Below are 22,824 nucleotides of genomic sequence, written 5' to 3'. Positions count from 1 at the left end.
TGTATGGGTGGGCGGTCGAGGACGTCCCCTCTTGCCTGCCATCCGGGAGCTTTATTTCCCCTCCGGGCTTACTCATACCCGAGTTCCCGCAGATAGCCGCCCATCCGTTCTTCGATGGTCAGCCACTCTGCCCTGAGCTCATCGCGCTCGCGGCGCACGTCGAGCATGTCGATCTCCTCGGGCACCCTGAGGACATCGACATAGCGCGGGATGTTCAGATTGAACTCGTTGGCGGCGATCTCGGCCGTGGTGGCGAGGCTGGCATATCTGTCCACCGGCTTGCGTGCGGCGTAGGTATCGAGCACGCGCTGCAGATCCGAGTCGCGCAGGCGGTTCTGGTTCTTGCCGGGTTCGACATCGCGGCTGGCGTCGATGAACAGCACCGCCTCGTCCGCCTTGTTCTTTCGAAAGACCAGCACGACCGCCGGAATGCCGGTTCCGAAAAAGAGCTTTTCGGGCAGCCCGATGACGGCATCGAGCAGGTTTTCCTCCACGAGCTTGCGCCGGATGCGCGCCTCGGCGGCGCCGCGAAACAGGATGCCGTGCGGTACGACGACGGCCATGCGGCCGGTGCCGGGCTTCATGGTCTCGACCATGTGGAGGATGAAGGCGTAGTCGCCCTTGGTTCGCGGCGGCACGCCGCGGCGGAAGCGGCCGAACCTGTCCGTCTCCGCGATTTCGTATCCCCACTTTTCCAGGCTGAAGGGCGGGTTGGCGACGACGACATCGAAGTGCCGCAGGCGGTTGTCGTCCGCCAGCAGCTTCGGGTTGCGCAGGGTGTCGCCCCACTCGATGCGGTGGTTGTCCTCGCCGTGCATGAACAGGTTCATCTTGGCCAGCGCCCAGGTGTTGCCGATGGCCTCCTGTCCGAAGAGCGCATAGCGCCGGGAACCGGCGCGATCGCGGATCAGGCGGCCGCACTTGAGCAGCAGCGATCCCGAGCCGCAGGCCGGGTCGCAGATCTCGTCGCCTTCCTGCGGGTCCATCAAGCGCGCCATCAGGCTGGAGACTTCGGGCGGCGTATAGAACTCGCCGGCGGTCCTTCCGCTCGACGAGGCGAAGTGACTGATGAGGTATTCGTAGGCATTGCCGATCAGGTCGAGCTCGCCGATGCGGCTGGGACGCAGGTCGAGCTCCGGCCTGGCGAAGTCCTCGAGCAGCTGGCGCAGGATGTCGTTCTTCTGCTGCTCGTCGCCGAGCTTGTTGGCGTTGAAGCCGATGTTCTGGAACACGTCGCGCAGCTTGGCGATGTTGGCGTCTTCGATGGCGTGCAGCGCGCGGTCGATGCGCTCGCCGTTGCCGGGCTCGTAGCGGGCCGCATGCAGGGCACTGAAGCTGGCGCTGGGCGGCAGGACGAAGCGCTCGGTCTTGAGCAGCGCATCGATGAGATCCTGGGCGGCGTCGCCGTACTGCGCCTGGTAGGCATCGCAGTGGTCCTGCCAGACGTCCGACACGTACTTGAGGAAGAGCATCGGGAGCACATAGTCCTTGTAGGTGCTCGGATCGACGAGGCCGCGAAAGGTGTCGCAGGCCGCCCAAACGGCGGCGTTGATGCTGTCCTGGCTGATGGCGGTCTGGTTCATGCGTTCTTGATTTCCCTGGAGTGTCGTCAGGCGTGGCCCGATGCCCTGGCGAGCGCCTCGGCGATCGACGCGAACTGCCGTTCGCGGTTGCGGATGAGCAGGTCTTGCAGCTGCAGCTCTCGTTGTGCAAGGCGCGCGAGCTCGACGATGCGCTCCTGGTCGGCCATGGGCGGAAGGCCGATGGGCAGCGATTCGAGCACCGGCCGTCGCACGCTCCGCTGGCTGGAGCCTTCGGCCGCGCGCTGCAGGGCCCGCTGGAAAGGCGCCTGGTTGATCTGCCAGGCGAGGAAGGCCGGCAACAGCGCGCGCCCGGGCTTGATCCGCAGATGAAAGAGGTGCGGCCCGCACACGGCCGGGCCCGGGAGCTCGCCGACGCAGGTGGCATGGAAGCGGCTACCGCGCGCGACGAAGAGCAGGTCTTCGGGCGCCAGCCAGTCGGCGTCGCGGCGCCCGCTCAGCCTCGTACGGATGACGCCGCGCCAATCGATGCCACGAAGCGGGTCCAGATCTTTCATCTGCACGGCGTGGACCGGACCTTCCCTCTCCTCGGGGATGGTGCCGCGAAAGGGATATCCCGCCCGGATGCGAACCTCCGCTCCCAGCTCGGTGCGCAATGCATGAATGGACATGATGCACATGGTACTTGCACGCGCGCGGCATCTCCTTCACACTTCATCCTCACAAGAACAAATGAATGCATCAATGGTGTTGATGCTTGTCCAAAAATCATCAGGGAGTTGCTCTTGGGCTACGAAGTCGATTTTTTCCCCACCCTCGTGGGCGGCGCTGCCATCGTCGTGCGTTGGGGTACCCCCGGCGACTACAAGCTGTTGGTGTACGACGGCGGCACGCGGGCCTCTGCGCAGCAGGTCGTGCAGCACGTCCAAGGGCACTGCCTCACCTCGCATGTGGACCATGTGGTGAGTTCGCACCCCGGCGCCAGGCATGCCGAAGGTCTCGAGCTGATCCTCGAAAGCCTCACTGTCGGTGAGCTGTGGATGCATCGACCCTGGACGCACACCGATCGCAGCGTGCAGGCCATGGCCATCGCCCGGAAGCTGGAGGCGATCGCGACCGCGCAGGGGATACCGGTCTACGAGCCCTTCGCGGGCGCGCTCATCGGCCCGTTCACGGTCCTGTCGCCGAACCGGAGCTGGTATGCGGAGGGCCTGCTGCCGGCCTTCGAGACGCCCGTGCCGCCCGCGGCCGGCCTGACATTGGCCGACGCGGCGCGATGGCTCCGGCTGGCGAGCGCCAGCTTCGGCAGCCGTTGGGATCTCGAGTCCCTTCCCCGCGACCCGGACACCTCGGCGGAGGACGAATCGAGCGTCGTGCTGTACGGCGAGTTCGAAGGACGCGGCGTGCTGCTGACCCGCAATGCGGGCATCCGGGCGCTGAGCGACGCTTGCACCTTGGCAGAACACCTGGGGCTGCGCCTGCCCTCGAATCTGCGGCTGATGCAGCTGCCCAGTGACGGCAAGCCCGATCACCTCTCGAGCCACGTGCTGGATCGGCTCGTGGGCGAGCGCCAGCCGCGCGAACGGCGCCACTACACCAAGACGGCCGTCTTGTCGGCGCCTCGCGACGCGCCTCCGCTGGGCTACAGAATCGTGACCGACGCGCTGATGCGCCGGGGTGTCCTGAGCTTCATGACCCAAGGCGCGCAGCTGCACCATGCCCATGACATGCCCGAGCGCAGCTGGTATTCGGCCGGCCCGGTGGGGACGGGGTCGTGAGCACCTCCCGGCACCATGAAGAACGCGCCCGAAGGCGCGTTCCGGTCGACGCGGTGCAGCGCTTTACTTCGCCGCCACCACTCGCACCATCTCGAGGCACTTGTTGGAGTAGCCCCACTCGTTGTCGTACCAGCTCACGAGCTTGATGAAGGTGCCGTCGAGCGCGATGCCGGCCTCGGCGTCGAAGATCGAGGTGCGCGGGTCGCCGCGGAAATCGGTGGCGACGACCTTGTCCTCGGTGTAGCCCAGCACGCCCTTGAGGGCGCCTTCGCTCTGCGCCTTCATCTCGGCGCAGATTTCCTTGTAGGTGGCCTCCTTGACCAGCTCCACCGTGAGGTCGACGACCGACACGTCGGAAGTCGGCACGCGGAAGCTCATGCCGGTGAGCTTCTTGTTCAGCTCGGGAATGACCACGCCCACCGCCTTCGCCGCGCCGGTGCTGGAGGGGATGATGTTCTCAAGGATGCCGCGGCCGCCGCGCCAATCCTTGTTGCTCGGGCCATCGACGGTCTTCTGGGTGGCGGTGGCGGCGTGCACCGTGGTCATCAGGCCGCGCTTGATGCCCCACTTGTCGTTGAGCACCTTCGCGAGCGGCGCCAGGCAGTTGGTCGTGCAGCTGGCGTTGCTGACGATGGCCTCGTTGGCGTACTTCTTGTCGTTCACGCCGTAGACGAACATGGGCGTGTCGTCCTTGCTGGGCGCAGACATGATCACCTTCTTGGCGCCTGCGTCGAGGTGCTTCTGGCAGGTCTCCTTGGTGAGGAAGAGGCCGGTGGATTCGAGCACGACCTCGGCGCCCACTTCGTTCCACTTGAGATTGGCCGGATCGCGCTCCTGCGTCAGGCGGATCTTCTTGCCGTTGACGATCAGGGTGTTGCCCTCGACGGTGATTTCACCCTGGAAGCGGCCGTGCACCGAGTCGTACTGGAGCATGTAGGCCAGGTACTCGGGCTCGAGCAGGTCGTTGATCGCGACGATCTCGATGTCGTTCTTGAAGTTCTGCACCGCCGCGCGCAGCACGTTGCGACCGATGCGACCGAAGCCGTTGATACCGAGTTTGATAGCCATGTGGTTTGCTCCTGGATGGTTGAAAACTAGGGGAGTCCAGATCAGCGCGCGAGCGCTGCCTCGACCGTGGCGGCGACGTTCTCTGCCGTGAAGCCGAAGTGCTTGAACAGCACGCCGGCGGGTGCCGATTCGCCGTAGGTGTCGATGCCGACGACGGCCGCGACGCCGTACTTCCACCAGCCGTCGGTCGCGCCCATCTCGACCGCGATCCGTGGCGTTCCCTGCGGCAGTACGCTCTTCTTATACGCTACATCCTGGCGATCGAAGGTGGTGGTGGACGGCATGGAGACCACGCGCACGGCAATCTTCTTCGCGGCCAGCAGCTCCTGGGCCTTGAGCGCGAGCTGCACTTCGGAGCCGGTGGCGATGATGACGGCCTGGAGCTTCTTCTTGAGCTCGGGCTCGGCCAGCACGTAGGCGCCCTTGCTGATGTCGCTCAGGTCTTTCTTGGGCGCGTAGGGGAGGTTCTGACGCGACAGCAGCAGCGCGGTCGGACGGCTGGCGTTCTGCAATGCAACGGCCCAGGCCACTGCGGTCTCGGCCGTGTCGCCGGGGCGCCAGACGTCGAGGTTCGGTATCAGGCGCAGCGATGCCGCGTGCTCGATGGACTGGTGCGTCGGACCATCCTCACCGAGACCGATGGAATCGTGCGTGAACACGTGGACCACGCGTTGCTTCATCAGCGCCGCCATGCGGATGGCGTTGCGGCTGTAGTCGCTGAAGGTGAGGAAGGTGCCGCCGTAGGGAATGAAGCCGCCGTGCAGCGCCACCCCGTTCATGATGGCTGCCATGCCGAACTCACGCACGCCGTAGTTGATGTGCCGGCCCGGCAGGCCGTCGGGGAACTGCTCGTTGCCTTCGCTGCGCACGACGGCGCCGGCGGCGTCGAAGCGCAGGGCCGGCGTGCTCTTGGTGTTGGTGAGGTTGGAACCGGTGAGGTCGGCGCTGCCGCCGAGCATCTCGGGCAGCGCAGCCGTGAAGGCTTCGAGCGCCAGCTGCGAGGCCTTGCGCGAGGCCACCGTCTCGCCCTTGGTGTGGGCCGTGACGACGGCATCGAAGGCGGTCTGGTGGAAGTTCTTCGGCAGCTCGCCTTTCATGCGGCGGGTGAACTCGGCCGCCAGGTCAGGGTATTGCCTGGCATAGGCGGCGAACTTGTCGTTCCACGCGGCTTCGCGCTGCGCGCCGGCCGTCTTGGCATCCCATTCGTCGTACACCGCCTGCGGCAGCTCGAAGGGCTCGTGCGCCCATTGCAGCGCCGTGCGGGTGAGGCCGATCTCGTCGGCGCCCAGCGGCTCGCCGTGTGCCTTGGCGGTGTTGGCACGGTTGGGGCTGCCTTTGCCGATCTGGGTCTTGCAAATGATCAGGGTGGGGCGCTCGTCCTGCTGCCGAGCCTGATGGATGGCGTCCGACACTTCCTTGACGTCGTGGCCGTCGATGGGACCGATCACGCTCCAGCCATAGGCCTTGAAACGCTCCGCCGTGTTGTCGATGAACCAGGGCTTGACCGGCCCGTCGATCGAAATGCCGTTGTCGTCGTACAGCGCGACCAGCTTGCCCAGCTTCCAGGCGCCGGCGAGTGCGGCGGCCTCGTGGCTGATGCCTTCCATGAGGCAGCCGTCGCCGAGGAAGGCGTAGGTGCGGTGGTCGACGATGCTGTGCTCGGGCCGGTTGAATTCGGAGGCCAGCAGCTTCTCGGCCAGTGCGAAACCGACTGCGTTGGTGATGCCCTGGCCGAGCGGGCCGGTGGTGGTTTCCACGCCGGGCGTGACGCCGGTCTCGGGGTGACCGGCCGTCTTGCTGTGCAGCTGGCGGAAGCGCTTGAGCTCCTCTACCGGCAGTGCGTAGCCCGTGAGATGCAGCACGGCGTAGATCAGCATCGAGGCGTGGCCATTCGAGAGCACGAAGCGGTCCCGATCGAACCACTGCGGGTTGGCGGGGTTGTGCCGGAGATGCTCGCCCCACAGCGCGACTGCCATGTCGGCCATGCCCATCGGTGCGCCCGGATGCCCGGAGTTCGCGAGTTGAACGGCATCCATGGCCAACGCGCGGATCGCGTTGGCCATCAAGGCTTGGTTGGCCATGTGGTCGGGGCTTTCTTGGGGGAGCTGATTGGGGAGAACCCGGGATTTTAACGGGCAGGTCAAGGGCGCCGTCCGGAGGCGCAGCAGAGGGCTGATAGAGTGCCGGCCATGCATGGTTTGCATCTGACCGCCGACCTCCACGATTGCCGTTGCGAGATGCGCTGGCTGGTCGATGCGCAAGCCCTGGGGGCCGCCTGCGTGAAGGCTGTCGAGGCCGCCGATCTGCGGGCCGTGGGCACGCTGTTCCACGCTTTTCCTGCGGGGCCCCGGGGACCGGGCGGCGTGACGGCCACGGTGCTGCTGGCGGAGTCGCACCTGTGCGTCCATACCTGGCCGGAGCAGTGCGGCGTGACGCTCGATGTCTACGTCTGCAATTTCGGCGCCGACCACTCGGCCAAGGCGAAGGCACTCGCGGGAGCCCTCGAGGCGTTGTTCGTGCCGGGACGCGTGGAGCGGCACGCGCTGCAGCGCGGCGCCATTCCGCACGGCGCGGTCGCCCGGAACCACGTGCGGCCGGCCGAAGGATCCCGACCCCTCCCTCAGGAGGGCGCGCGTGAAGGACGCGAAGTGACCGGCCTGGGCCAGGCTGTTCCATGACCATCCGGGCCATGATCCTCGCCGCCGGTCGTGGCGAACGCATGCGGCCGCTGACGGACACGACGCCCAAGCCCCTGCTCGAGGTGCAGGGCAAGCCGCTGATGCAGTGGCCGATGGAGGCGCTGGCGGCAGGCGGCTTCCGGCGGCTGGTCGTCAACACCGATTGGTTGGGTGAGCACATCGTGTCGCGCTTCGGGCACCGGCACGGCGCCTGCGAGATTGCCTATTCCCACGAGGGCCGCGACTTCGGTGGCGCCCTGGAAACCGCGGGCGGCATCGTGCGCGCGCTGCCGCTCTTGGGCGAGGTGTTCTGGGTGCTGGCCGGCGACGTCTTCACGCCGGACTTCGCCTTCACGCAAGCCGCGGTGGACCGCTTCGCGGCGGGCAAGGGACTCGCGCACCTGTGGCTGGTGCCCAACCCGCCGCACAATCCGCGCGGCGATTTCGGGATCTCGATGGATGGGCTGGCGCTCAACGACGCACCGCTGATGCACACCTTCTCGACCATCGCCCTGTACCGGGCGGGATTGTTCGCGGCGCCGTACTGCCGCGTTCCGGCGGGCAACCCCGGCGGCGTCAGGGCGGCGCTGGCACCCCTCCTGCGTGCGGCCATCGCCGACGGCCGCGTCAGCGCCGAGCTCTATGAGGGCGCCTGGACAGATGTCGGAACGCCGGAACGGCTCGCCTCGTTGAACGCAAAAAAACGGCCCGCGCTGGGCGGGCCGGCGGTCGCCTAGGAACGCAGCCCCCTCGGTTCGGGTTGGAGCAGCATCGGCCGCGAGGACCAAAAAAAACGGCCCGCACGAGGCGGGCCGCAGACAGGCTAGATTCTCATCAGTGCGATCAGGGGACGTTGGCCGACCTCAGCGTGAAGGGCCGACCCTCCATCGTGAAGCTGCCGCCGAACTCCATGTTCATGCCCGAGGTCCCCTGCACCGGGCAGCCGCCCGTGGACGCCGGACAGGCCCCGCCACCCGCGAAGATCACCGAGCCATAGCGGTAGTTCGACACCACCTTGCCGGTGTAGTCCGCAACGCTCAGCGTCATGTTGTCGCTGGCGAAGTTGTCGGCATCTTCCACGGCGATCGGGTCGACGATGCGCGAGTCCTGCAGGTTCCGCACGACGCTGCCGCTGTTGCCATCCGAGGCGAAGCGCACCCACTGGATCTTGCGATCACCGCGCGAGGCCACGAGCACCTGCTGGTTCAGCGGTTCGATGGTCTTGTTGTCCGGATCGATCTTCGAGATTGCCAGCGAAGTCGGGTTCTTGCCGATCGCGACACGGCCCTTCTCGACGACGTCCGTTGCCGTGGTGCCGGTGGGCACGTCGCCGAGGCCGAAGATGCGCAGCGAACCTTCCTCGGTCGCGATCCAGGCACGGTGCACGCTGCCGAACAGGGTCGTGCGCACCGCCGTCGGCTTGTTGTCGAGCGACACGGTCGAGATCACCGTCGGCGTTTGCTGCGGCTTGTACGCGAAGGTGTACGGCCACTGGTTGTCAGCCTGACCCAGGTTCGTGAATTCCGTCGGACCGGTACCGAAGTAGACGCTGTTGACATAGCTGAACAGGGGCTTCAGGTCGATGAACGCGGCCTTCTTCTCGGACTTGGAAATCACCACCGCCACACCCGCCTTGGCGTACCGGTTGGCATTGCTGCCGGAGCCGGAGAACGAGGCGCGCTTGGTCGCATCGGTCAGCGGCGAGTAGGTCTGGCCCATGAACTCGCCCTGCTTCTCGGGCAGCGCCGTCTGGAACTGGTCGAAGCCGGTGGTCACCGCGATCTCGGTCGGGGCATTCATGCCCGGCAGATCGATGTAGCCCAGCACCTTCATGAAGGCGATGTTGCCCATGTTCGGCAGGCCCGGATACACCCCCATCCACTCGTGCCACCAGTCGTACCAGGCATCGTAGCTGCCGTTCTGCGCCGAGTTGTACGGGTTGCAGTTGTTGCACAGCCCCGCCAGCGAGATCACTGCCACCTGGCCCTTCAGCGCCGTCGTGTCCCACACCGTCACCAGCGCGTACTCGCTGGTGTTGGTGATGGCCATGCCGGTGGGCACCTTGTTCGCCGGCAGCGTGACCGATGTCCTGTTGTTCGCCGTGTTGCTGCCGGCGGTGCCGATCAGGCCGTTGTTGAAGGCCACCAGCGATTCCGCGCAGAAGCCCGTGCGGCCACCGCAACGCGCCACCGCCACCGGCTCGCCGTTCGTGAGCCCCGCGGCCTTGTAGGTGCTGACGTTGTAATTGGTGCGCCCGGCGCTGCCGTCCCACGCCGCCGCCTCCTGCCAGGGCAGTTGCGGCGCCTGGGCAAAGGTGTTGTGGTCGATCGCCGTGATCTGGAGGTCGCCCACGCCCATGCGCTTGGTGATGTCGTCGGCAACGAAGCCCACGTGCGCCTGGTTGGTCGAGTAGAGGCCGGCATCTGCGGTGGTCGGGCCGCCGACTTGCCAGGTGCCCGCGTGGTAGGTCATGGTCTGGTCGCTGCGCTTGAACAGCGTCGGAATGCCGCTGTTGTCCACGATCGGAGCGTCGCCGTAGCGATACCTGATGCCTTCCGCCTTGGAGAGCGCGGGTGCCATAGCGCGGTACGCGTCAGCCACGACCTGGCCGGCGCTGTCGATGACGTCGCCCGAAACAGGGGCTGCGGCTGGTGCCGGTGCCGGTGCCGGTGCCGTTGCTGGGGCTGGAGCCGGTGCCGGTGCGGGTGCCGGCGCGGGCGCTGGGGCCGGGGCCGGGGCCGGGGCCGGTGCGGTCGCAGCGCCGAGCGAGTAGCAAGCTTTGACCACGAAGGGTGCGGGATCAGTACCAAAGAAGGTGTTCGTGCAGCTGGCGCTGCCGCTCACCGTCTTTTGAACCCATCTGCTGTCTGCGCCGTATTGCACGAGGGTGGGCGCCGCAACGCTGAAGGATGCACCTTCGGTGGCCAGGCGTTGGCCGGCGGCGGGTGCCGGTGCGGGTGCGGGTGCGGGAGCCGGGGCTGTGGTCGCGGCGGTCTGGACGTAGCAGGCCTTCGCGACGAAGGGCAGCGGGTCGCCAAAGGTTGCGTTGCTGCAGGCCTGGGTTCCTGACAAGTTTTTGGTCGCGTAGGTGTCGTTCGCGCCGTACTTCACATCCGTCGCGGCAGCCAACGTGAAGCTGTTGTTCTCGTCAGCGACCTTGACCCAGGTCGAATCGAGCTTGCTGATGGGGGCCGCTTCCTTGGGGGCCGTGGCTTCGGCGGATGTGGCGGGGGTCGAAGAAGCGGTCGTGGAAGGCGCCTCAGCGCCCTGCATCGCCGTCAAACCGCCGGAGCTGCTGCCTCCGCCACCGCATCCTGCGAGTGCGCCTGCTGCAACAAACAGCAGAAGCGCGCTTTTGTCTCTGACTTTCAAGCAAATCCCTCCTAAATTGGTTAAGTTCGGGTTTGTACGGGTCAGAGCCAATCCGGGCAACCGCTCTTTCACTTCCTTTCCTATGTGTATCGGGCTTCCCCAGGGGGGTGTTACTAACGTTGTGCTTGCTAACGCTTCGAACGCAAATAGCCCACGTCGAAGGGGAACCTTTGACTACATTGGCGAAAGGGGCGCCGGAGACCCAGTGACGTTGTGGAGGGCTGAATGAACGCCAAAGAAAAAAGCCCGCGCAAGGCGGGCTTTTGGGATCAGTAGATGTGAAATCCGGCCAGATCAGGGCACGTTTGCAGTTCGGATCTGGAAGGGCTTGCCTTCCATCGCAAAGCTGCCGCCGAACTCGATGTTAGAGCCGTCCGTCGACTGAACCGGGCAACCGCCCGGCGGCTGGCAGGACCAGGGGTCGCCACGATTGGCGAAGATGACGGAGCCATAGCGGTAGTTCGACACCTTTTTGCCGGCGTAGTCCGCAATACTCAGCACCATGTTGTCGCTGGCGAAGTTGTCGGCATCTTCCACGGCGATCGGGTCGACGATGCGCGAGTCCTGCAGGCTCCGCACGACGCTGCCGCTGTTGCCATCCGAAGCGAAGCGCACCCACTGGATCTTGCGATCACCGCGCGAGGCCACGAGCACCTGCTGGTTCAGCGGTTCGATGGTCTTGTTGTCCGGATCGATCTTGGACATGGCGAACGAGGTCGGGTTCTTGCCGATCGCGACCCGGCCCTTCTCGACGACGTCCGTTGCCGTGGTGCCGGTGGGCACGTCGCCGAGGCCGAAGATGCGCAGCGAACCCGCTTCAGTCCCGATCCAGGCACGGTGCACGCTGCCGAACAGGGTGGTCTTCACGGCCGTGGGCCGGTCGTCCAGGGTGACGGTCGAAATCACCGTCGGCGTCTGCTGCGGCTTGTTCGCGAAGGTGTACGGCCACTGGTCGTCGGCCTGACCCAGGTTCGTGAATTCCGTCGGACCGGTACCGAAGTAGACGCTGTTGACATAGCTGAACAGGGGCTTCAGGTCGATGAACGCGGCCTTCTTCTCGGACTTGGAAATCACCACCGCCACACCCGCCTTGGCGTACCGGTTGGCATTGCTGCCGGAGCCGGTGAACGAGGCGCGCTTGGTCGGGTCGGTCAGCGGCGAGTAGGTCTGGCCCATGAACTCGCCGTTCTTCTCAGGCAGCGAGGTCTGGAACTGGTCGAGGCCGGTGGTCACCGCGATCTCGGTCGGGGCATTCATGCCCGGCAGATCGATGTAGCCCAGCACCTTCATGAAGGCGATGTTGCCCATGTTCGGCAGGCCCGGATACACACCCATCCACTCGTGCCACCAGTCGTACCAGGCGTCGTAGCTGCCGTTCTGCGCCGAGTTGTACGGGTTGCAGTTGTTGCACAGCCCCGCCAGCGAGATCACTGCCACCTGGCCCTTCAGCGCCGTCGTGTCCCACACCGTCACCAGCGCGTACTCGCTGTTGTTCGTCATGGCCATGCCGGTCGGCACCTTGTTGGAAGGCAGCTTGACCGAGGTCCTGTTGTTCGCCGTGTTGCTGCCTGCCGTGCCGATCAGGCCGTTCTGGAAGGCCACCAGCGATTCCGCGCAGAAGCCCGTGCGGCCACCGCAACGCGCCACCGCCACCGGCTCGCCGTTGGTGAGGCCACCGGACTTGTAGGTGCTGACGTTGTAATTGGTGCGCCCGGCGCTGCCGTCCCACGCCGCCGCCTCCTGCCAGGGCAGTTGCGGCGCCTGCGCGAAGGTGTTGTGGTCCACCGCCGAAATCTGGAGGTCGCCCACGCCCATGCGCTTGGTGACGTCGTCCGGAACAAAGCCGACATGGGCCTGGTTGGTCGAGTAAAGGCCGGCATCGGCGAGAAGGGGTCCACCCACCTGCCAGGTACCGGCGTGGTAGCTCGCCATGCTCTGGTCCGAGCGCTGGTAGAGCGTCGGAATACCGCTGTTGTCGATGGCGGCAGGGGAGCCGTACCGGTACGCGATGCCCGCATCCCTGGCAAAGTTGGCAGCGGTCGTCTTGTAAGCTTCGGCTGAAACCGCGCCCGAGCCGTCGACCACTTCCGGAACAGGCGACGTGTCCGGAGCCTGGGGAGCCGAGGTCGCCCCGGTTCCGTTTGCCGCTCCGGCCGTCGTGGCGCCGAGGGCGGCGAATCCGCCGCCACCGCCTCCGCCACCACCTCCTCCGCAACCTGCAATGAGTGCGCTTGCGATCACCGTCAGTCCAAGCGTTGCTTTATACGAAAAATTCAACAAAAACACCTCCAATTTGACAAGATCGGCATTTGTACGTGGGCCGCCTCCTACAGGGCAACCCTTCTTGCAAATGTTTTCGTGGTGTGTTCCTACTCTCCTAGAGGGTGGTTACAAAGGTATTGCATAGTGACGTTATGACCGCAAATCATCAAGCCCCACGCAGAAGCGAACTTTCCTCGTATTTGGGACCGGACGCGGTCGCCATCATTCCGACCGCCCCGGAACGGCCCCGGAACCGGGATACGGACTTCCTTTTCCGGCACGACAGCTACTTCTATTACCTGACGGGCTTCACCGAGCCCAATGCCTGGCTGGTACTCACCAGCGAGGGGCGTACCACGCTGTTCTGCGCCCCCAAGGATCGGGAGCGCGAAATCTGGGACGGCTACCGCCTGGGCCCGGACGCAGCCCCCGCTGCCCTGGGGGTCGACGAGGCTTTCTCGATCGAAGAGCTCGATGCCCGAATGCCGCAGTTGCTGGAGAACATGAAGACGGTCTGGTACCCATTCGCGACGCACAAGGGGCTGGAGTCGCGCGTGGACGGCTGGTTGTCGGCGGTGCGCGCACGGGTCCGCTACGGCGCCCTGTGCCCCGAGGAACAACGCGACCTCTGCGGGCCGCTGGATGAAATGCGGCTGATCAAGGACGCCCGCGAGCAGGACACCATGCGCCGCGCAGCGCAGATCAGCGCCCGCGGCCATGTGCGCGCGATGCAGCTGTCGGCGCGCATGCTGCGCGAGGGCCGCGATGTGCGGGAGTACCACCTGGATGCGGAGCTGCTGCACGAATTCCGCCTCGGCGGCTCGCAGTACCCGGCCTACACCTCGATCGTGGCCGCCGGCGCCAATGCCTGCGTGCTGCACTACCGCGCCGACGTCGCGCCGGTGCGCTCCGGCGAGCTGGTGCTGATCGACGCCGGCTGCGAGCTGGACGGCTATGCCAGCGACATCACCCGCACCTTCCCGGCCAGCGGCATCTTCAGCGGCCCGCAGCGCGCACTTTACGAACTGGTCCTGGCCAGTCAAGATGCAGCGGTGGCTGCGACGAGAGCAGGCGCTCGCTTCAACGATCCGCACGAGGCGACGGTGAGGGTGCTGTCGCAAGGCATGCTGGACCTGGGCCTGCTCGATGCCAACCAGGTTGGCGGTGTGGACGACGTGATCGAGAAGCGCGCCTACTTCACCTATTACATGCATCGCACCGGCCACTGGCTGGGCATGGACGTGCACGACTGCGGCAGCTATGTGGAGCCGGCGCAGGCGAACGAGGTCAGCGAGCGCAGGGACCCGCTGTCGAATGAGCTGATCCGGAATCGCCCCAGCCGCATCCTCAAACCGGGCATGGTGCTGACTATCGAACCCGGCATCTACGTGCGGCCGGGCGAAGGCGTGCCGGAGGCGTTTCACAACATCGGCATCCGCATCGAAGACGACGCGATCGTCACCGAGACCGGCTGCGAGCTGATCTCGCGCGGCGTGCCGGTCAAGCCGGACGAGATCGAGGCGCTGATGCGGCCCTGAGCCTGAGGCAGGAATCGGAACGGATTCCGGCGGCAGCAGGGGCGCGCTCAGCTCCCCGCCAGATGTCCGCGGACGAAGGCTTCCTCGAAGATCGAATAGCCCGACCAGTCGCTGTGGGCGAAGGCCAGGCGGCCGGCGACGATGCGCTCGTGCATGCCGAGTCGGGTGAGAAGGCCAGGCCGCGGGATGGCCATGGCATGGCCGTAGCGGGTGATCTCGATGCGGGTGGCGAGCCCGGCCAGATCGGGATGAGGCACCGATAGCTCGCCGAGCAGCTCGTCGCGCCAGGCGCTCCAGGGCCGATCGAGCAGCAGGCGCCGGCCTTCCGGACCGTCATAGGCACTCGGGCCGAGCGGCCGGTACCAGCTCAGCACCGTGGCGCGCGGCGTGGGGTCCAGCGCCTGATGGCGTGCATCGACGTAGCCGAGCCCGCGCGTGCCGTAGACCACGTTGTCCCAGCTCGGCGCCGCGCCCGGCCGGTCGGCCAGCGGCGCGCGCACGTGCACGTTGGCCACGAGCCACGGCGCATGGTGCAGCTGCTGCGCCGCCTCGCGCAGCGGCGCGGGCGGATTCTCCACCACGCGGATGGCGATGAAGGTCGGCAGCGCGACGATGCAGCGCTCCGCCTGCCAGCGCACGCGCGACCGGGCTGCAGCATCGAAAGCATCGACTTCGACACCCGAGCGGGTTTCTGCGATGCGCAGGACGGCGTGCCCCGTCTTCAGGCGATCGCCCAATGGCGCCGCGAGCCGCCGTGCGAGCCAGCCATTGCCTTCGGGCCAGGTCAGCACCGCATCGCGCTCGGCGTCTTCGTCGCCCGGTGCATGGAAGCCGTGCCGGCTTGCGAAATAGTGGAGACCGGCCCAGGCCGAAACATGGGCGCTGCCAGCGCCGTAGTCGTCCCGGCAGCAATAGTCGAGATACCAGCGCAGGTGCGGATCGTCGAGGCCTTCGCGCTCGAGCCAGGTGGCGAAGCTCAGGGCGTCCAGTTCCAGCAGGCGCGACGTGAGCGGCACGCGCAGCGTCGGAATGGCGAAGCGCGTCTCGCGCCGCAGCGCTTCCACCCGCCGCGAGAAGAGGCTGTACTGCGCCAGCGTCCGCTCGCGCACACCCTGCAAGGGCAGCAGTCCGTCCTGCCAGGCGCCCTGGAAGAACAGGCGCTCCTGCGGGCTGTGGCAGAGGTGGCGCTCCTCGTATTCCCAACGGCCGGCCACGCGCCGGCGCAGGCCGAGCTCCTCGAGAAGATCCTGCACCTCGTGCGCCTCGTCGCCCGGCACCGGCAGGTAGTGGGCCCCGAGCGGGCAGGCGATGCCGCCCACCTGGCCCCCGCGGCTGTTGCCGCCGGCCTGGCCCTCGAGCTCGAGCAGCACGAAGTCCTCGATGCCGGCCAGCCGCAAGGCACGCGCAGCCGCCAGCCCGGCCACACCGCCGCCGGCAATGAGCACGCGGGTGCGGCGCGCCGCCGAAGGCGCATCGCCACGGGGCCAGGTGCCGTCGCGCAGCGCATGGCCGCGCTCGACATCGATGCCGCTGAAACCGCCCTCGATCTCGTGCCGCGCTTCGCAGCCGCCGAGTGCCAGGGCACCGGCGGCGGCGCTCAGGAATTGGCGACGCTTCATGGCTGGACGAGACCTAATGACCAGCGACCTTGCCCCACTCCTGCTCGTAGGTGGTGACCAGGGTCTGGTTCGACAGCCGGTTCACTTCGGCCGGCACCCGCGCCATGTCGCGCGGGAACTCGAAGAGCTGCGGCAACGCTGGCGCAGTCAGGAAGCGCAGGCCTTCGGGCAGGATTTCGGGCAGCCGGTAAGGCCGTCGGCTCGCGATGACGAAGCCCCATTCGCCGAAGCTGGGCACATGCGCGTGGTACGGCGCGGCCTGCAATCCCACCGATTCGACGGTCGCGACCACGGTCCAGAAGCTCTTGCGGGCGATCAATGGCGAGGTGGTCTGGATCACGGCGTAGCCACTCGCGGCCAGCCGCTTGTCGAGCAGGGCGTAGAAGGAGTTCGTGTAGAGCTTGCCGATCGCGAAGTTGGTGGGATCGGGAAAATCGACCACGATCACGTCGAACATGTCGCCGGGCTGCTGCAGCCACTGAAACGCATCGGTGTTGACGACATGCACTTTCGGCGACTTGAGCGCGCCGCCGTTGAGCGCCGCCAGCGTCTCGTGTTCGCTGAACAGCCGCGTCATGTTGGGATCGAGCTCGACCAGCGTGATGCTCTCCACCGAGGGGTACTTGAGGATCTCGCGCACCGCCATGCCGTCGCCGCCGCCGAGCACGGCCACCTTCTTCGGCGCGCCCTGCGCCGCCATCGCCGGATGCACCAGGGCCTCGTGGTAGCGGTACTCGTCGCGCTCGGCGAACTGGAGGTTGCCGTTGAGGAAGAGACGGTGCCCGCCGCTGCCGCGCGTGACGACGATGCGCTGGTAGGGCGAGCTCTCGCTGAAGACGATGCGGTCCTGGTAGAACTTGTCTTCGGCCAGCGTGCTGATGTGCCCGGCGAAGACGAAGGCGGCGGCCAGCGCTGCCAGCGCCAGCGCGCAGGCCAGTGCATGCGCGCCCAGGCGGCGCAGCTCGTGCCGGAACAGCCACAGCGCCCACAGCGCCACTGCCGCGTTCATGAGACCGAAGAGCAGGCCGGTGCGGATCATGCCGAGCTGGGGCACGAGCAGCAGCGGGAAAGCAAGCGACACCGCCAATGCGCCCAGGTAGTCGAAGGTCAGCACCTGCGAGACCAGGTCCTTGAGCATGACGTTGCGCCTCAGGATGCGCATGACCAGCGGGATCTCCAGGCCCACGAGCGTACCCACCACCAGTACCAGCCCGTAGAGCAGCAGCCGGAAGGCGCCGGGGATGTAGGCGTTGGCGATGAAAAGCAGCGCCGGAAGCGCGCCGCCGATCAGCGCCACCAGCAGCTCGATGCGCAGGAAGTGCGCCGGCAGCTGGCGTTCGAAGTAGCGCGAGAGCCAGGAGCCCACGCCCATCGCGAACAGGTAGGTGCCGATGATGGTGCTGAATTGCAGCACCGAGTCGCCGAGCAGGTAGGAGCTCAGCGCCGCGGCGCTGAGTTCGTAAACCAGCCCGCAGGCCGCGACCACGAATACGCTGGCCAGCAGCGCGATTTCGACCGGCTGCGGGCCGCGCGCCGCCGTCGCGGGAGCCGGATCCAAGGCTGCCTCGCTCATCGAACGCAGGGCAGGCTCAATGGATCGCGGCGGCGACGATGATGCAGATCCCCAGGCTCATCGCCGCCACCACCACGCCGAGCGCAAGGTTCTGCTTCTCGACGATTTCCTGCCACAGGTCGTAGGGCGTGAGCTTGTCGATGAGCAGGAAAGTGATCCAGAACACCAGCACGCCGATGATGGCGTAGAGGATCGAGCCCAGGAAAGCCGCGGGCCTTAGCCATTCGATTCCAAACATGAGGACCTCCGGAAAAAAACGTCATTTGTGACCGCCGCCACTGGAATAGCCGCCATAGGAGCCGCCCGAGCTGCGCGAACCGCCCGAGCCGCTGGTGCATGTGCTCAGAATGATCAAGAGGATGATGATCACCACGATGATCAGGATGATGGTGCCGCAGCCGAGCTTGCCGGCCGCGCTCACCGGCAGCGCGTCGTTGCGCTTGAACATGTCCTTTTTGCCATCGAGCTTGAAGGCCGCGGCCACCGCGGCGCTGTCGATCTTGCTGCCGGACGACCAGGTCAGCTCCTTGGCCGAGCGCTCCATGGACAGCAGGGCCGTGCCGCTGGCGAAGTCGCGGTTGAAGGTCTTCTGGCCGCGCTCGACCTGCCAGTAGAACTCGCCCGCCACATACGTGGTCTCGGCGTTGTAGGCGTATTGCTGCTGATAGACCTTGCCGAGGTAGGTGGCGCGCGACCCGTTCTCCGCCATAGTGGGCGCACCCGTGGTCGGCTTGACCAGACTCCATCCGTCCTCCGCATCCACCAGAAAGTTGAAGCCGCGCTTCTTGTTGTAAAGCAGGTATTCGTTCCAGCCGAAATGCTCGTCGTCGCCGGGCGCCACTCCCATGCGGTGCTGAAAGCCCACCACTTGCCACTGCGCGCCCTGCAGCTGGCCGATGGTGCCGACGGGGATCAGCGGCTGCACCGGCTCGTGCTGCGCGGCGTGGCGCAGCTCGCCACCGATGCCCTGCGTCAAGTCGATGATGCTGTTGCAAGCGCGGCAGGTGACGCTCTTGCTCTCGGCAAAGTTGACCGTGACCGGCGACCCGCAGTTGGGACAGTTGAAGCTGCGGCCCTTTTCCTCCTTGGCCGATTCGTCGCGCAGGCCAGTGAGCTGCAGGTCCTCGAGCTGCACCGAGCGACCAAGATAGGCGCCGGGCGGCTGGGTGTCGTATTCGAGGCTCAGCACCAGCCCCTGGTCGCTGCGCAGCTCGACCACTGCGAAAGGCCGGCCGAGCTCAGGCAGCCGCGGCAGCTCGCCCTGGGCCGAGACCAGCCGGACCTGCTCGTTCGACGCCACCGTGTAGCTCTGGCCGTCGACGGCGGTGGTTGCGCCCACCCGCAGACTCGCGGGATCCGGCGCCTCGCGCTGCAAGGCATGAGGCAGCGAGAAGACGAAGGCGCCGTTGTCCTCGCTCAGGATGCCGGTGCGCTCGTCATCGAGCGCGGCGATCCACTCGGTCCAGCGGCCGCCCTCGTAGCTGTACTGCAGGCGGCCCACGAGCGTGAAGGGCTGGCCCGTGATGCGTCCGGCGGCGAACAGCTGCAATGGGCTGAAATCGTCGAACAGTTCCGCCATCTTGCCGGTGCGCGCGAGGGTATCGCCCTGTCGCACGACGGTGCTCTGGCAATAAGGGCAGACGGCGTGGGTGGATTGCGCCGATCGGAATTCGACGGGCGCGCCGCACCCGGGGCAGGGCGCGCGGTAGTAACGCTGCTGGGAAGAGTCGGTGGCCACGAAGAGACGGCAAGGACGCGCTCAGCGCGCCCCTGCCGACAGGCCGAGGAGCTGCCCGACCCGCGCCGAGATCGTCGACACGTTCTTAGACCAGCTTCTTCAGCAGTTCCGCCTTCTTGGCGTCGAATTCTTCCTGCGTGAGGATGCCCTTGGTCTTGAGCTCGCCGAGCTTTTCGAGCGTGGTCATGACGTCTGCGGGGTTGACCACGGCGACAGCCGGTTGCTGCTGTGCCGCCGCCGGGTTGGTCGGATGGAGCCCTTGCTGAAGGTTCTGTGCCATCACCTGCCCCAGCGCCACGCCGGCGCCCAGGCCCATCGCATCGCCGGCGATGCCGCCCCCTTGGCCCGCGCCCTCGGCAAATTTCGGGATCGCCTGCGCCGTCTGGTACTGCATGAACTTGCCCATGTCCTGGCCGACCATGCCCATGCCGATCTTCTGGTCGAGGATCTTCTGCAGCTCCTCGGGCAACGAGACGTTCTGGACCGTGATGGACTCGAGCTGGATGCCGAGCTTGGCGAACTGAGGCACCAGCTGCACGGCCAGTGCCTGCGCGAATTGGATCTGGTTGGCCGCGAGGTCGAGGAAGGGCACGCCGCTGGAAGCGATCGCGTTGCTGATGTTCTGCAGCACCAGGCCGCGCAGCTGGCCATCGAGGTCGGCCACCCGATAAATGTCGCGCGTTCCCGAGATCTCGGTGTGGAACAGCTTGGCGTCGCCGATGCGGAAGCTGTAGTTGCCGAAGGCGCGCAGGCGTACGGCGCCGAAGTCCTTGTCGCGGATCGTGATCGGCTGGGGCGTGCCCCATTTCTGGTCGACCTGCTGGCGCGTGCTGAAGAAGTAGACGTCGCTCTTGAATGGGGACTCGAAGAGCTTGTCCCAGTTCTTGAGATAGGTAAGCACCGGCAGCGTCTGCGTGGTGAGCTTGTACATGCCGGGGCCGAACACGTCGGCCACCTGGCCTTCGTTGACGAAGACCGCGACCTGCGACTCGCGCACGGTGAGCGAGGCGCCGTTCTGGATTTCCATCTCGGCCATCGGGAAGCGCCAGGCCAGCGTTCCGTCTCCAGTCTCCGTCCACTGGATGATGTCGATGAACTGCTTCTTGATGAAATCCATCAGCGCCATGATCGCTCCTCGTCCGGTTTCTGAGCGGGCATATTGCCACAATGGCCTGGCGCGTCGGGGCTTTTCGACCGCGCCTGCGGGTGCGGCCAGGCCGGCGCCCCCCGATCGCGAGGTCTACAATCGGCGCCCCTTACAAGAAGCGTTTGCACGGAGCCAAGGCACATGTCCGATCTGACCTCCCCGATCCCTACGCCCGAAGACAAGCGCGCCGAGCTGTGGCGGGCGGCGCTCAAGTACCACGAGCATCCGATCCCCGGCAAGATCGCGATCGCGGCCACCAAGCAGATGCTGAACCAGCGCGACCTGGCGCTGGCCTACTCGCCCGGCGTGGCGGCGCCTTGCGAGGAGATCGTCAAGGACCCGGTGAATGCCTTCAAGTACACCGCGCGCGGCAACCTGGTGGCGGTGATCAGCAACGGGACCGCGGTGCTGGGTCTCGGCGACATCGGCCCACTGGCTTCCAAGCCGGTGATGGAAGGCAAGGGCGTGCTGTTCAAGAAGTTCGCGGGGGTCGACGTGTTCGACATCGAGATCGACGAGAAGGACCCCGCAAAGCTGGTCGAAGTCATCGCGGCCCTGGAGCCCACCTTCGGCGCCATCAATCTCGAGGACATCAAGGCGCCCGATTGCTTCTACGTGGAGCGCGAGCTGCGCAAGCGCATGAAGATCCCGGTCTTCCACGACGACCAGCACGGCACCGCGATCACCGTGGCCGCTGCCATGCTCAATGGCCTGAAGGTGGTGGGCAAGGACATCTCGCAGGTGAAGCTGGTCACCTCCGGCGCCGGCGCCGCAGCGCTGGCCTGCCTCAACCTCTTGCTCAAGGTCGGGCTGAAGCGAGAGAACGTTTTCGTGACCGATCTCGCCGGCGTGGTCTACGAAGGCCGTACCGAGCTGATGGATGACGACAAGCGCCAATACATGCAGAAGACATCGGCGCGCTCGTTGGCCGAGGTGATCGAGGGTGCCGACGTGTTCCTCGGGCTCTCCGCCGGCGGCGTGCTCAAGTCCGCGATGGTGGCCAAGATGGCGGCCAAGCCGGTGATCTTCGCGCTGGCCAACCCGAATCCGGAGATCACCCCCGAAGACGCGAAGGCCGTGCGCGACGACGTCGTCATGGCCACCGGCCGCACCGACTACCCGAACCAGGTCAATAACGTCCTGTGCTTCCCCTACATCTTCCGGGGCGCACTGGACTGCGGCGCGACCACCATCACCGACGAGATGGAAGTCGCGGCGGTGCACGCCATTGCCGAGCTGGCGCAGGCCGAGCAGAGCGAACGGGTGGCGGCGGCCTACGTCGGCGAGAAGCTCAGTTTCGGCCCCGAATACCTGATCCCGAAGCCCTTCGACCCGCGGCTCATGATGAAGATCGCGCCGGCGGTCGCAAAGGCGGCGGCCGAATGCGGCGTTGCGCTGCGGCCGATCGCCGACCTCGATGCCTACCGCGACAAGCTGCAGAGCTTCGTCTATGCCTCGGGCACCACGATGAAGCCGATCTTCGACGCAGCCAAGCGCGCGCCGAAGAAGCGGGTGGCCTACAGCGAAGGCGAGGAAGAACGCGTGCTGCGTGCCGCACAGATCGTGGTCGACGAAGGCATCGCGCGACCCACTTTGATCGGGCGGCCGGCGATCATCGCGCAGCGGATCGAGAAGTTCGGCCTCAGGCTGAAGGAAGAGCTCGACTACGACGTCGTCAACACCGATTTCGATCACCGCTATCGCGACTTCTGGCAGACCTATCACCGCATGACCGAGCGCAAGGGCATCACGGTGCAGGTCGCCAAGATCGAGATGCGCCGCCGCCTCACGCTGATCGGCGCGATGCTGCTGCACAAGGGCGACGTGGACGGGCTGATCTGCGGCACGTGGGGCACGACGGCCCTGCATCTGCGTTACATCGACCAGGTCATCGGCAAGCGCGCCGGCGGCTGCCCGAATACCCCCCAGGACGTGCCGATCTACGCCTGCATGAACGGTCTGCTGCTGCCCGACCGGCAGGTCTTCCTAGTGGACACGCATGTCAACTACGACCCGACGCCCGAGGAGCTGGCCGAGATCACGACCATGGCGGCCGAAGAGATGATGCGCTTCGGCCTCAAGCCCAAGGCCGCACTGCTGTCCCACTCGAATTTCGGAACCAGCGAACACCCCAGCGCGCTCAAGATGCGCCAAACGCTCGCGCTGCTGCGCGAACAAGCGCCCTGGCTGGAAGTCGACGGCGAAATGCACGGCGACGTTGCTTTGGACGGCAAGCAGCGCGCCGCGGTCATGCCGCACAGCGCCTTGGCCGGCGATGCCAATCTGCTGGTATTCCCGAACATCGACGCCGCCAACATTTCCTACAACCTGCTCAAGACGGCGGCCGGCGGCAACATCGCCATCGGCCCGGTGCTGCTCGGCGCTGCCAAGCCTGTGCACATCCTCACTGCCAGCGCCACGGTACGCCGCATCGTCAATATGACGGCCCTCACCGTTGCCGATGCAAACGCGGAACGCTAGGCCTTCCTGCGACAGCGGTCGCTAACTTC

General features: G+C 66.3%; 15 protein-coding genes and 1 pseudogene. 5 read left to right on the top strand and 11 right to left on the bottom strand.

What is annotated here, in order from left to right:
* Window positions 1-68: 68 nt before the first annotated feature.
* Window positions 69-1,583 carry a type I restriction-modification system subunit M gene (locus J2739_RS01805; RefSeq protein ID WP_309897990.1) on the bottom strand — a complete coding sequence of 505 codons (1,515 nt, stop codon included), beginning with the start codon at window positions 1,581-1,583 and terminating at the stop codon, window positions 69-71.
* A 26-nt stretch (window positions 1,584-1,609) separates the two neighbouring features.
* Window positions 1,610-2,212 carry a restriction endonuclease subunit S gene (locus tag J2739_RS01800; protein ID WP_309897989.1) on the bottom strand — a complete coding sequence of 201 codons (603 nt, stop codon included), beginning with the start codon at window positions 2,210-2,212 and terminating at the stop codon, window positions 1,610-1,612.
* A gap of 114 nt (window positions 2,213-2,326) precedes the next feature.
* Here J2739_RS01800 and J2739_RS01795 point away from each other — a divergent pair, with 114 nt between their 5' ends.
* Complete coding sequence (locus J2739_RS01795) at window positions 2,327-3,319, top strand: ComEC/Rec2 family competence protein (protein ID WP_309897988.1); 993 nt, start codon at window positions 2,327-2,329, stop codon at window positions 3,317-3,319.
* A gap of 63 nt (window positions 3,320-3,382) precedes the next feature.
* Here the strand turns inward: J2739_RS01795 and gap are convergent, their stop codons facing one another.
* Window positions 3,383-4,387 (bottom strand): type I glyceraldehyde-3-phosphate dehydrogenase, encoded by a 1,005-nt coding sequence (gene gap / locus J2739_RS01790; RefSeq protein WP_309897987.1) that lies wholly within the window; start codon window positions 4,385-4,387, stop codon window positions 3,383-3,385.
* 41 nt (window positions 4,388-4,428) lie between these two features.
* Window positions 4,429-6,468 carry a transketolase gene (gene tkt, locus J2739_RS01785; protein ID WP_309897986.1) on the bottom strand — a complete coding sequence of 680 codons (2,040 nt, stop codon included), beginning with the start codon at window positions 6,466-6,468 and terminating at the stop codon, window positions 4,429-4,431.
* 108 nt (window positions 6,469-6,576) lie between these two features.
* Between tkt and J2739_RS01780 the strand changes: the two are divergent.
* Together J2739_RS01780 and J2739_RS01775 are read left to right on the top strand one after the other, a co-directional pair.
* Window positions 6,577-6,948, top strand: a pseudogene (locus J2739_RS01780) (S-adenosylmethionine decarboxylase family protein); the annotation flags it as partial.
* 128 nt (window positions 6,949-7,076) lie between these two features.
* The gene (locus tag J2739_RS01775) at window positions 7,077-7,802 is read left to right on the top strand and encodes a nucleotidyltransferase family protein (RefSeq protein ID WP_309898697.1); all 726 of its coding nucleotides are present in this window, start codon (window positions 7,077-7,079) and stop codon (window positions 7,800-7,802) included.
* Between the two features lie 106 nt (window positions 7,803-7,908).
* Here the strand turns inward: J2739_RS01775 and J2739_RS01770 are convergent, their stop codons facing one another.
* Window positions 7,909-10,338, bottom strand: a complete 2,430-nt coding sequence (locus tag J2739_RS01770) for a hypothetical protein (RefSeq protein ID WP_309897984.1) — start codon at window positions 10,336-10,338, stop codon at window positions 7,909-7,911.
* Window positions 10,339-10,731: 393 nt separating this feature from the next.
* Window positions 10,732-12,522, bottom strand: a complete 1,791-nt coding sequence (locus J2739_RS01765) for a hypothetical protein (protein WP_309897983.1) — start codon at window positions 12,520-12,522, stop codon at window positions 10,732-10,734.
* Between the two features lie 329 nt (window positions 12,523-12,851).
* Between J2739_RS01765 and J2739_RS01760 the strand changes: the two genes are divergently transcribed.
* Window positions 12,852-14,237, top strand: a complete 1,386-nt coding sequence (locus J2739_RS01760; RefSeq protein WP_309897982.1) for an aminopeptidase P N-terminal domain-containing protein — start codon at window positions 12,852-12,854, stop codon at window positions 14,235-14,237.
* A gap of 47 nt (window positions 14,238-14,284) precedes the next feature.
* Here the strand turns inward: J2739_RS01760 and J2739_RS01755 are convergent, their stop codons facing one another.
* The 5 genes from J2739_RS01755 to J2739_RS01735 form a co-directional block, all read right to left on the bottom strand.
* Window positions 14,285-15,856, bottom strand: coding sequence for an FAD-dependent oxidoreductase (locus J2739_RS01755; protein ID WP_309897981.1), 1,572 nt, complete (start codon window positions 15,854-15,856; stop codon window positions 14,285-14,287).
* A gap of 13 nt (window positions 15,857-15,869) precedes the next feature.
* Entirely contained in the window at window positions 15,870-17,429 is a 1,560-nt protein-coding gene (locus tag J2739_RS01750) for a polyamine aminopropyltransferase (RefSeq protein ID WP_309897980.1), read from the bottom strand.
* A 16-nt stretch (window positions 17,430-17,445) separates the two neighbouring features.
* On the bottom strand, window positions 17,446-17,667 hold the full coding sequence (locus J2739_RS01745; protein ID WP_309897979.1) for a DUF350 domain-containing protein: 222 nt from the start codon (window positions 17,665-17,667) through the stop codon (window positions 17,446-17,448).
* A gap of 21 nt (window positions 17,668-17,688) precedes the next feature.
* Entirely contained in the window at window positions 17,689-19,167 is a 1,479-nt protein-coding gene (locus J2739_RS01740) for a DUF4178 domain-containing protein (protein WP_309897978.1), read from the bottom strand.
* 85 nt (window positions 19,168-19,252) lie between these two features.
* On the bottom strand, window positions 19,253-20,293 hold the full coding sequence (locus J2739_RS01735; protein WP_309897977.1) for an SPFH domain-containing protein: 1,041 nt from the start codon (window positions 20,291-20,293) through the stop codon (window positions 19,253-19,255).
* Between the two features lie 162 nt (window positions 20,294-20,455).
* Here J2739_RS01735 and J2739_RS01730 point away from each other — a divergent pair, with 162 nt between their 5' ends.
* Window positions 20,456-22,795 (top strand): NADP-dependent malic enzyme, encoded by a 2,340-nt coding sequence (locus tag J2739_RS01730; protein ID WP_309897976.1) that lies wholly within the window; start codon window positions 20,456-20,458, stop codon window positions 22,793-22,795.
* Window positions 22,796-22,824: the final 29 nt, after the last annotated feature.

Origin of the sequence: Variovorax soli (genome assembly GCF_031454625.1) — a bacterium.
In the GTDB taxonomy this organism is placed as follows: Bacteria; Pseudomonadota; Gammaproteobacteria; order Burkholderiales; family Burkholderiaceae_C; genus Variovorax; species Variovorax soli_A.
The sequence above is the reverse complement of the archived record's forward strand: the minus strand, read 5'-3'. Positions and strand labels throughout refer to the sequence as shown.

Excerpts from the sequence above, each read along its gene's own strand:
- J2739_RS01730 (WP_309897976.1), top strand. The coding sequence starts at position 20,456 with ATGTCCGATCTGACCTCCCCGATCCCTACGCCCGAAGACAAGCGCGCC.
- J2739_RS01755 (WP_309897981.1), bottom strand. The coding sequence starts at position 15,856 with ATGAAGCGTCGCCAATTCCTGAGCGCCGCCGCCGGTGCCCTGGCACTC.
- J2739_RS01800 (WP_309897989.1), bottom strand. The coding sequence starts at position 2,212 with ATGTCCATTCATGCATTGCGCACCGAGCTGGGAGCGGAGGTTCGCATC.
- J2739_RS01775 (WP_309898697.1), top strand. The coding sequence starts at position 7,077 with ATGATCCTCGCCGCCGGTCGTGGCGAACGCATGCGGCCGCTGACGGAC.
- tkt (WP_309897986.1), bottom strand. The coding sequence starts at position 6,468 with ATGGCCAACCAAGCCTTGATGGCCAACGCGATCCGCGCGTTGGCCATG.
- J2739_RS01735 (WP_309897977.1), bottom strand. The coding sequence starts at position 20,293 with ATGGCGCTGATGGATTTCATCAAGAAGCAGTTCATCGACATCATCCAG.
- J2739_RS01745 (WP_309897979.1), bottom strand. The coding sequence starts at position 17,667 with ATGTTTGGAATCGAATGGCTAAGGCCCGCGGCTTTCCTGGGCTCGATC.
- J2739_RS01805 (WP_309897990.1), bottom strand. The coding sequence starts at position 1,583 with ATGAACCAGACCGCCATCAGCCAGGACAGCATCAACGCCGCCGTTTGG.
- J2739_RS01750 (WP_309897980.1), bottom strand. The coding sequence starts at position 17,429 with ATGAGCGAGGCAGCCTTGGATCCGGCTCCCGCGACGGCGGCGCGCGGC.
- gap (WP_309897987.1), bottom strand. The coding sequence starts at position 4,387 with ATGGCTATCAAACTCGGTATCAACGGCTTCGGTCGCATCGGTCGCAAC.
- J2739_RS01760 (WP_309897982.1), top strand. The coding sequence starts at position 12,852 with ATGACCGCAAATCATCAAGCCCCACGCAGAAGCGAACTTTCCTCGTAT.
- J2739_RS01770 (WP_309897984.1), bottom strand. The coding sequence starts at position 10,338 with ATGCAGGGCGCTGAGGCGCCTTCCACGACCGCTTCTTCGACCCCCGCC.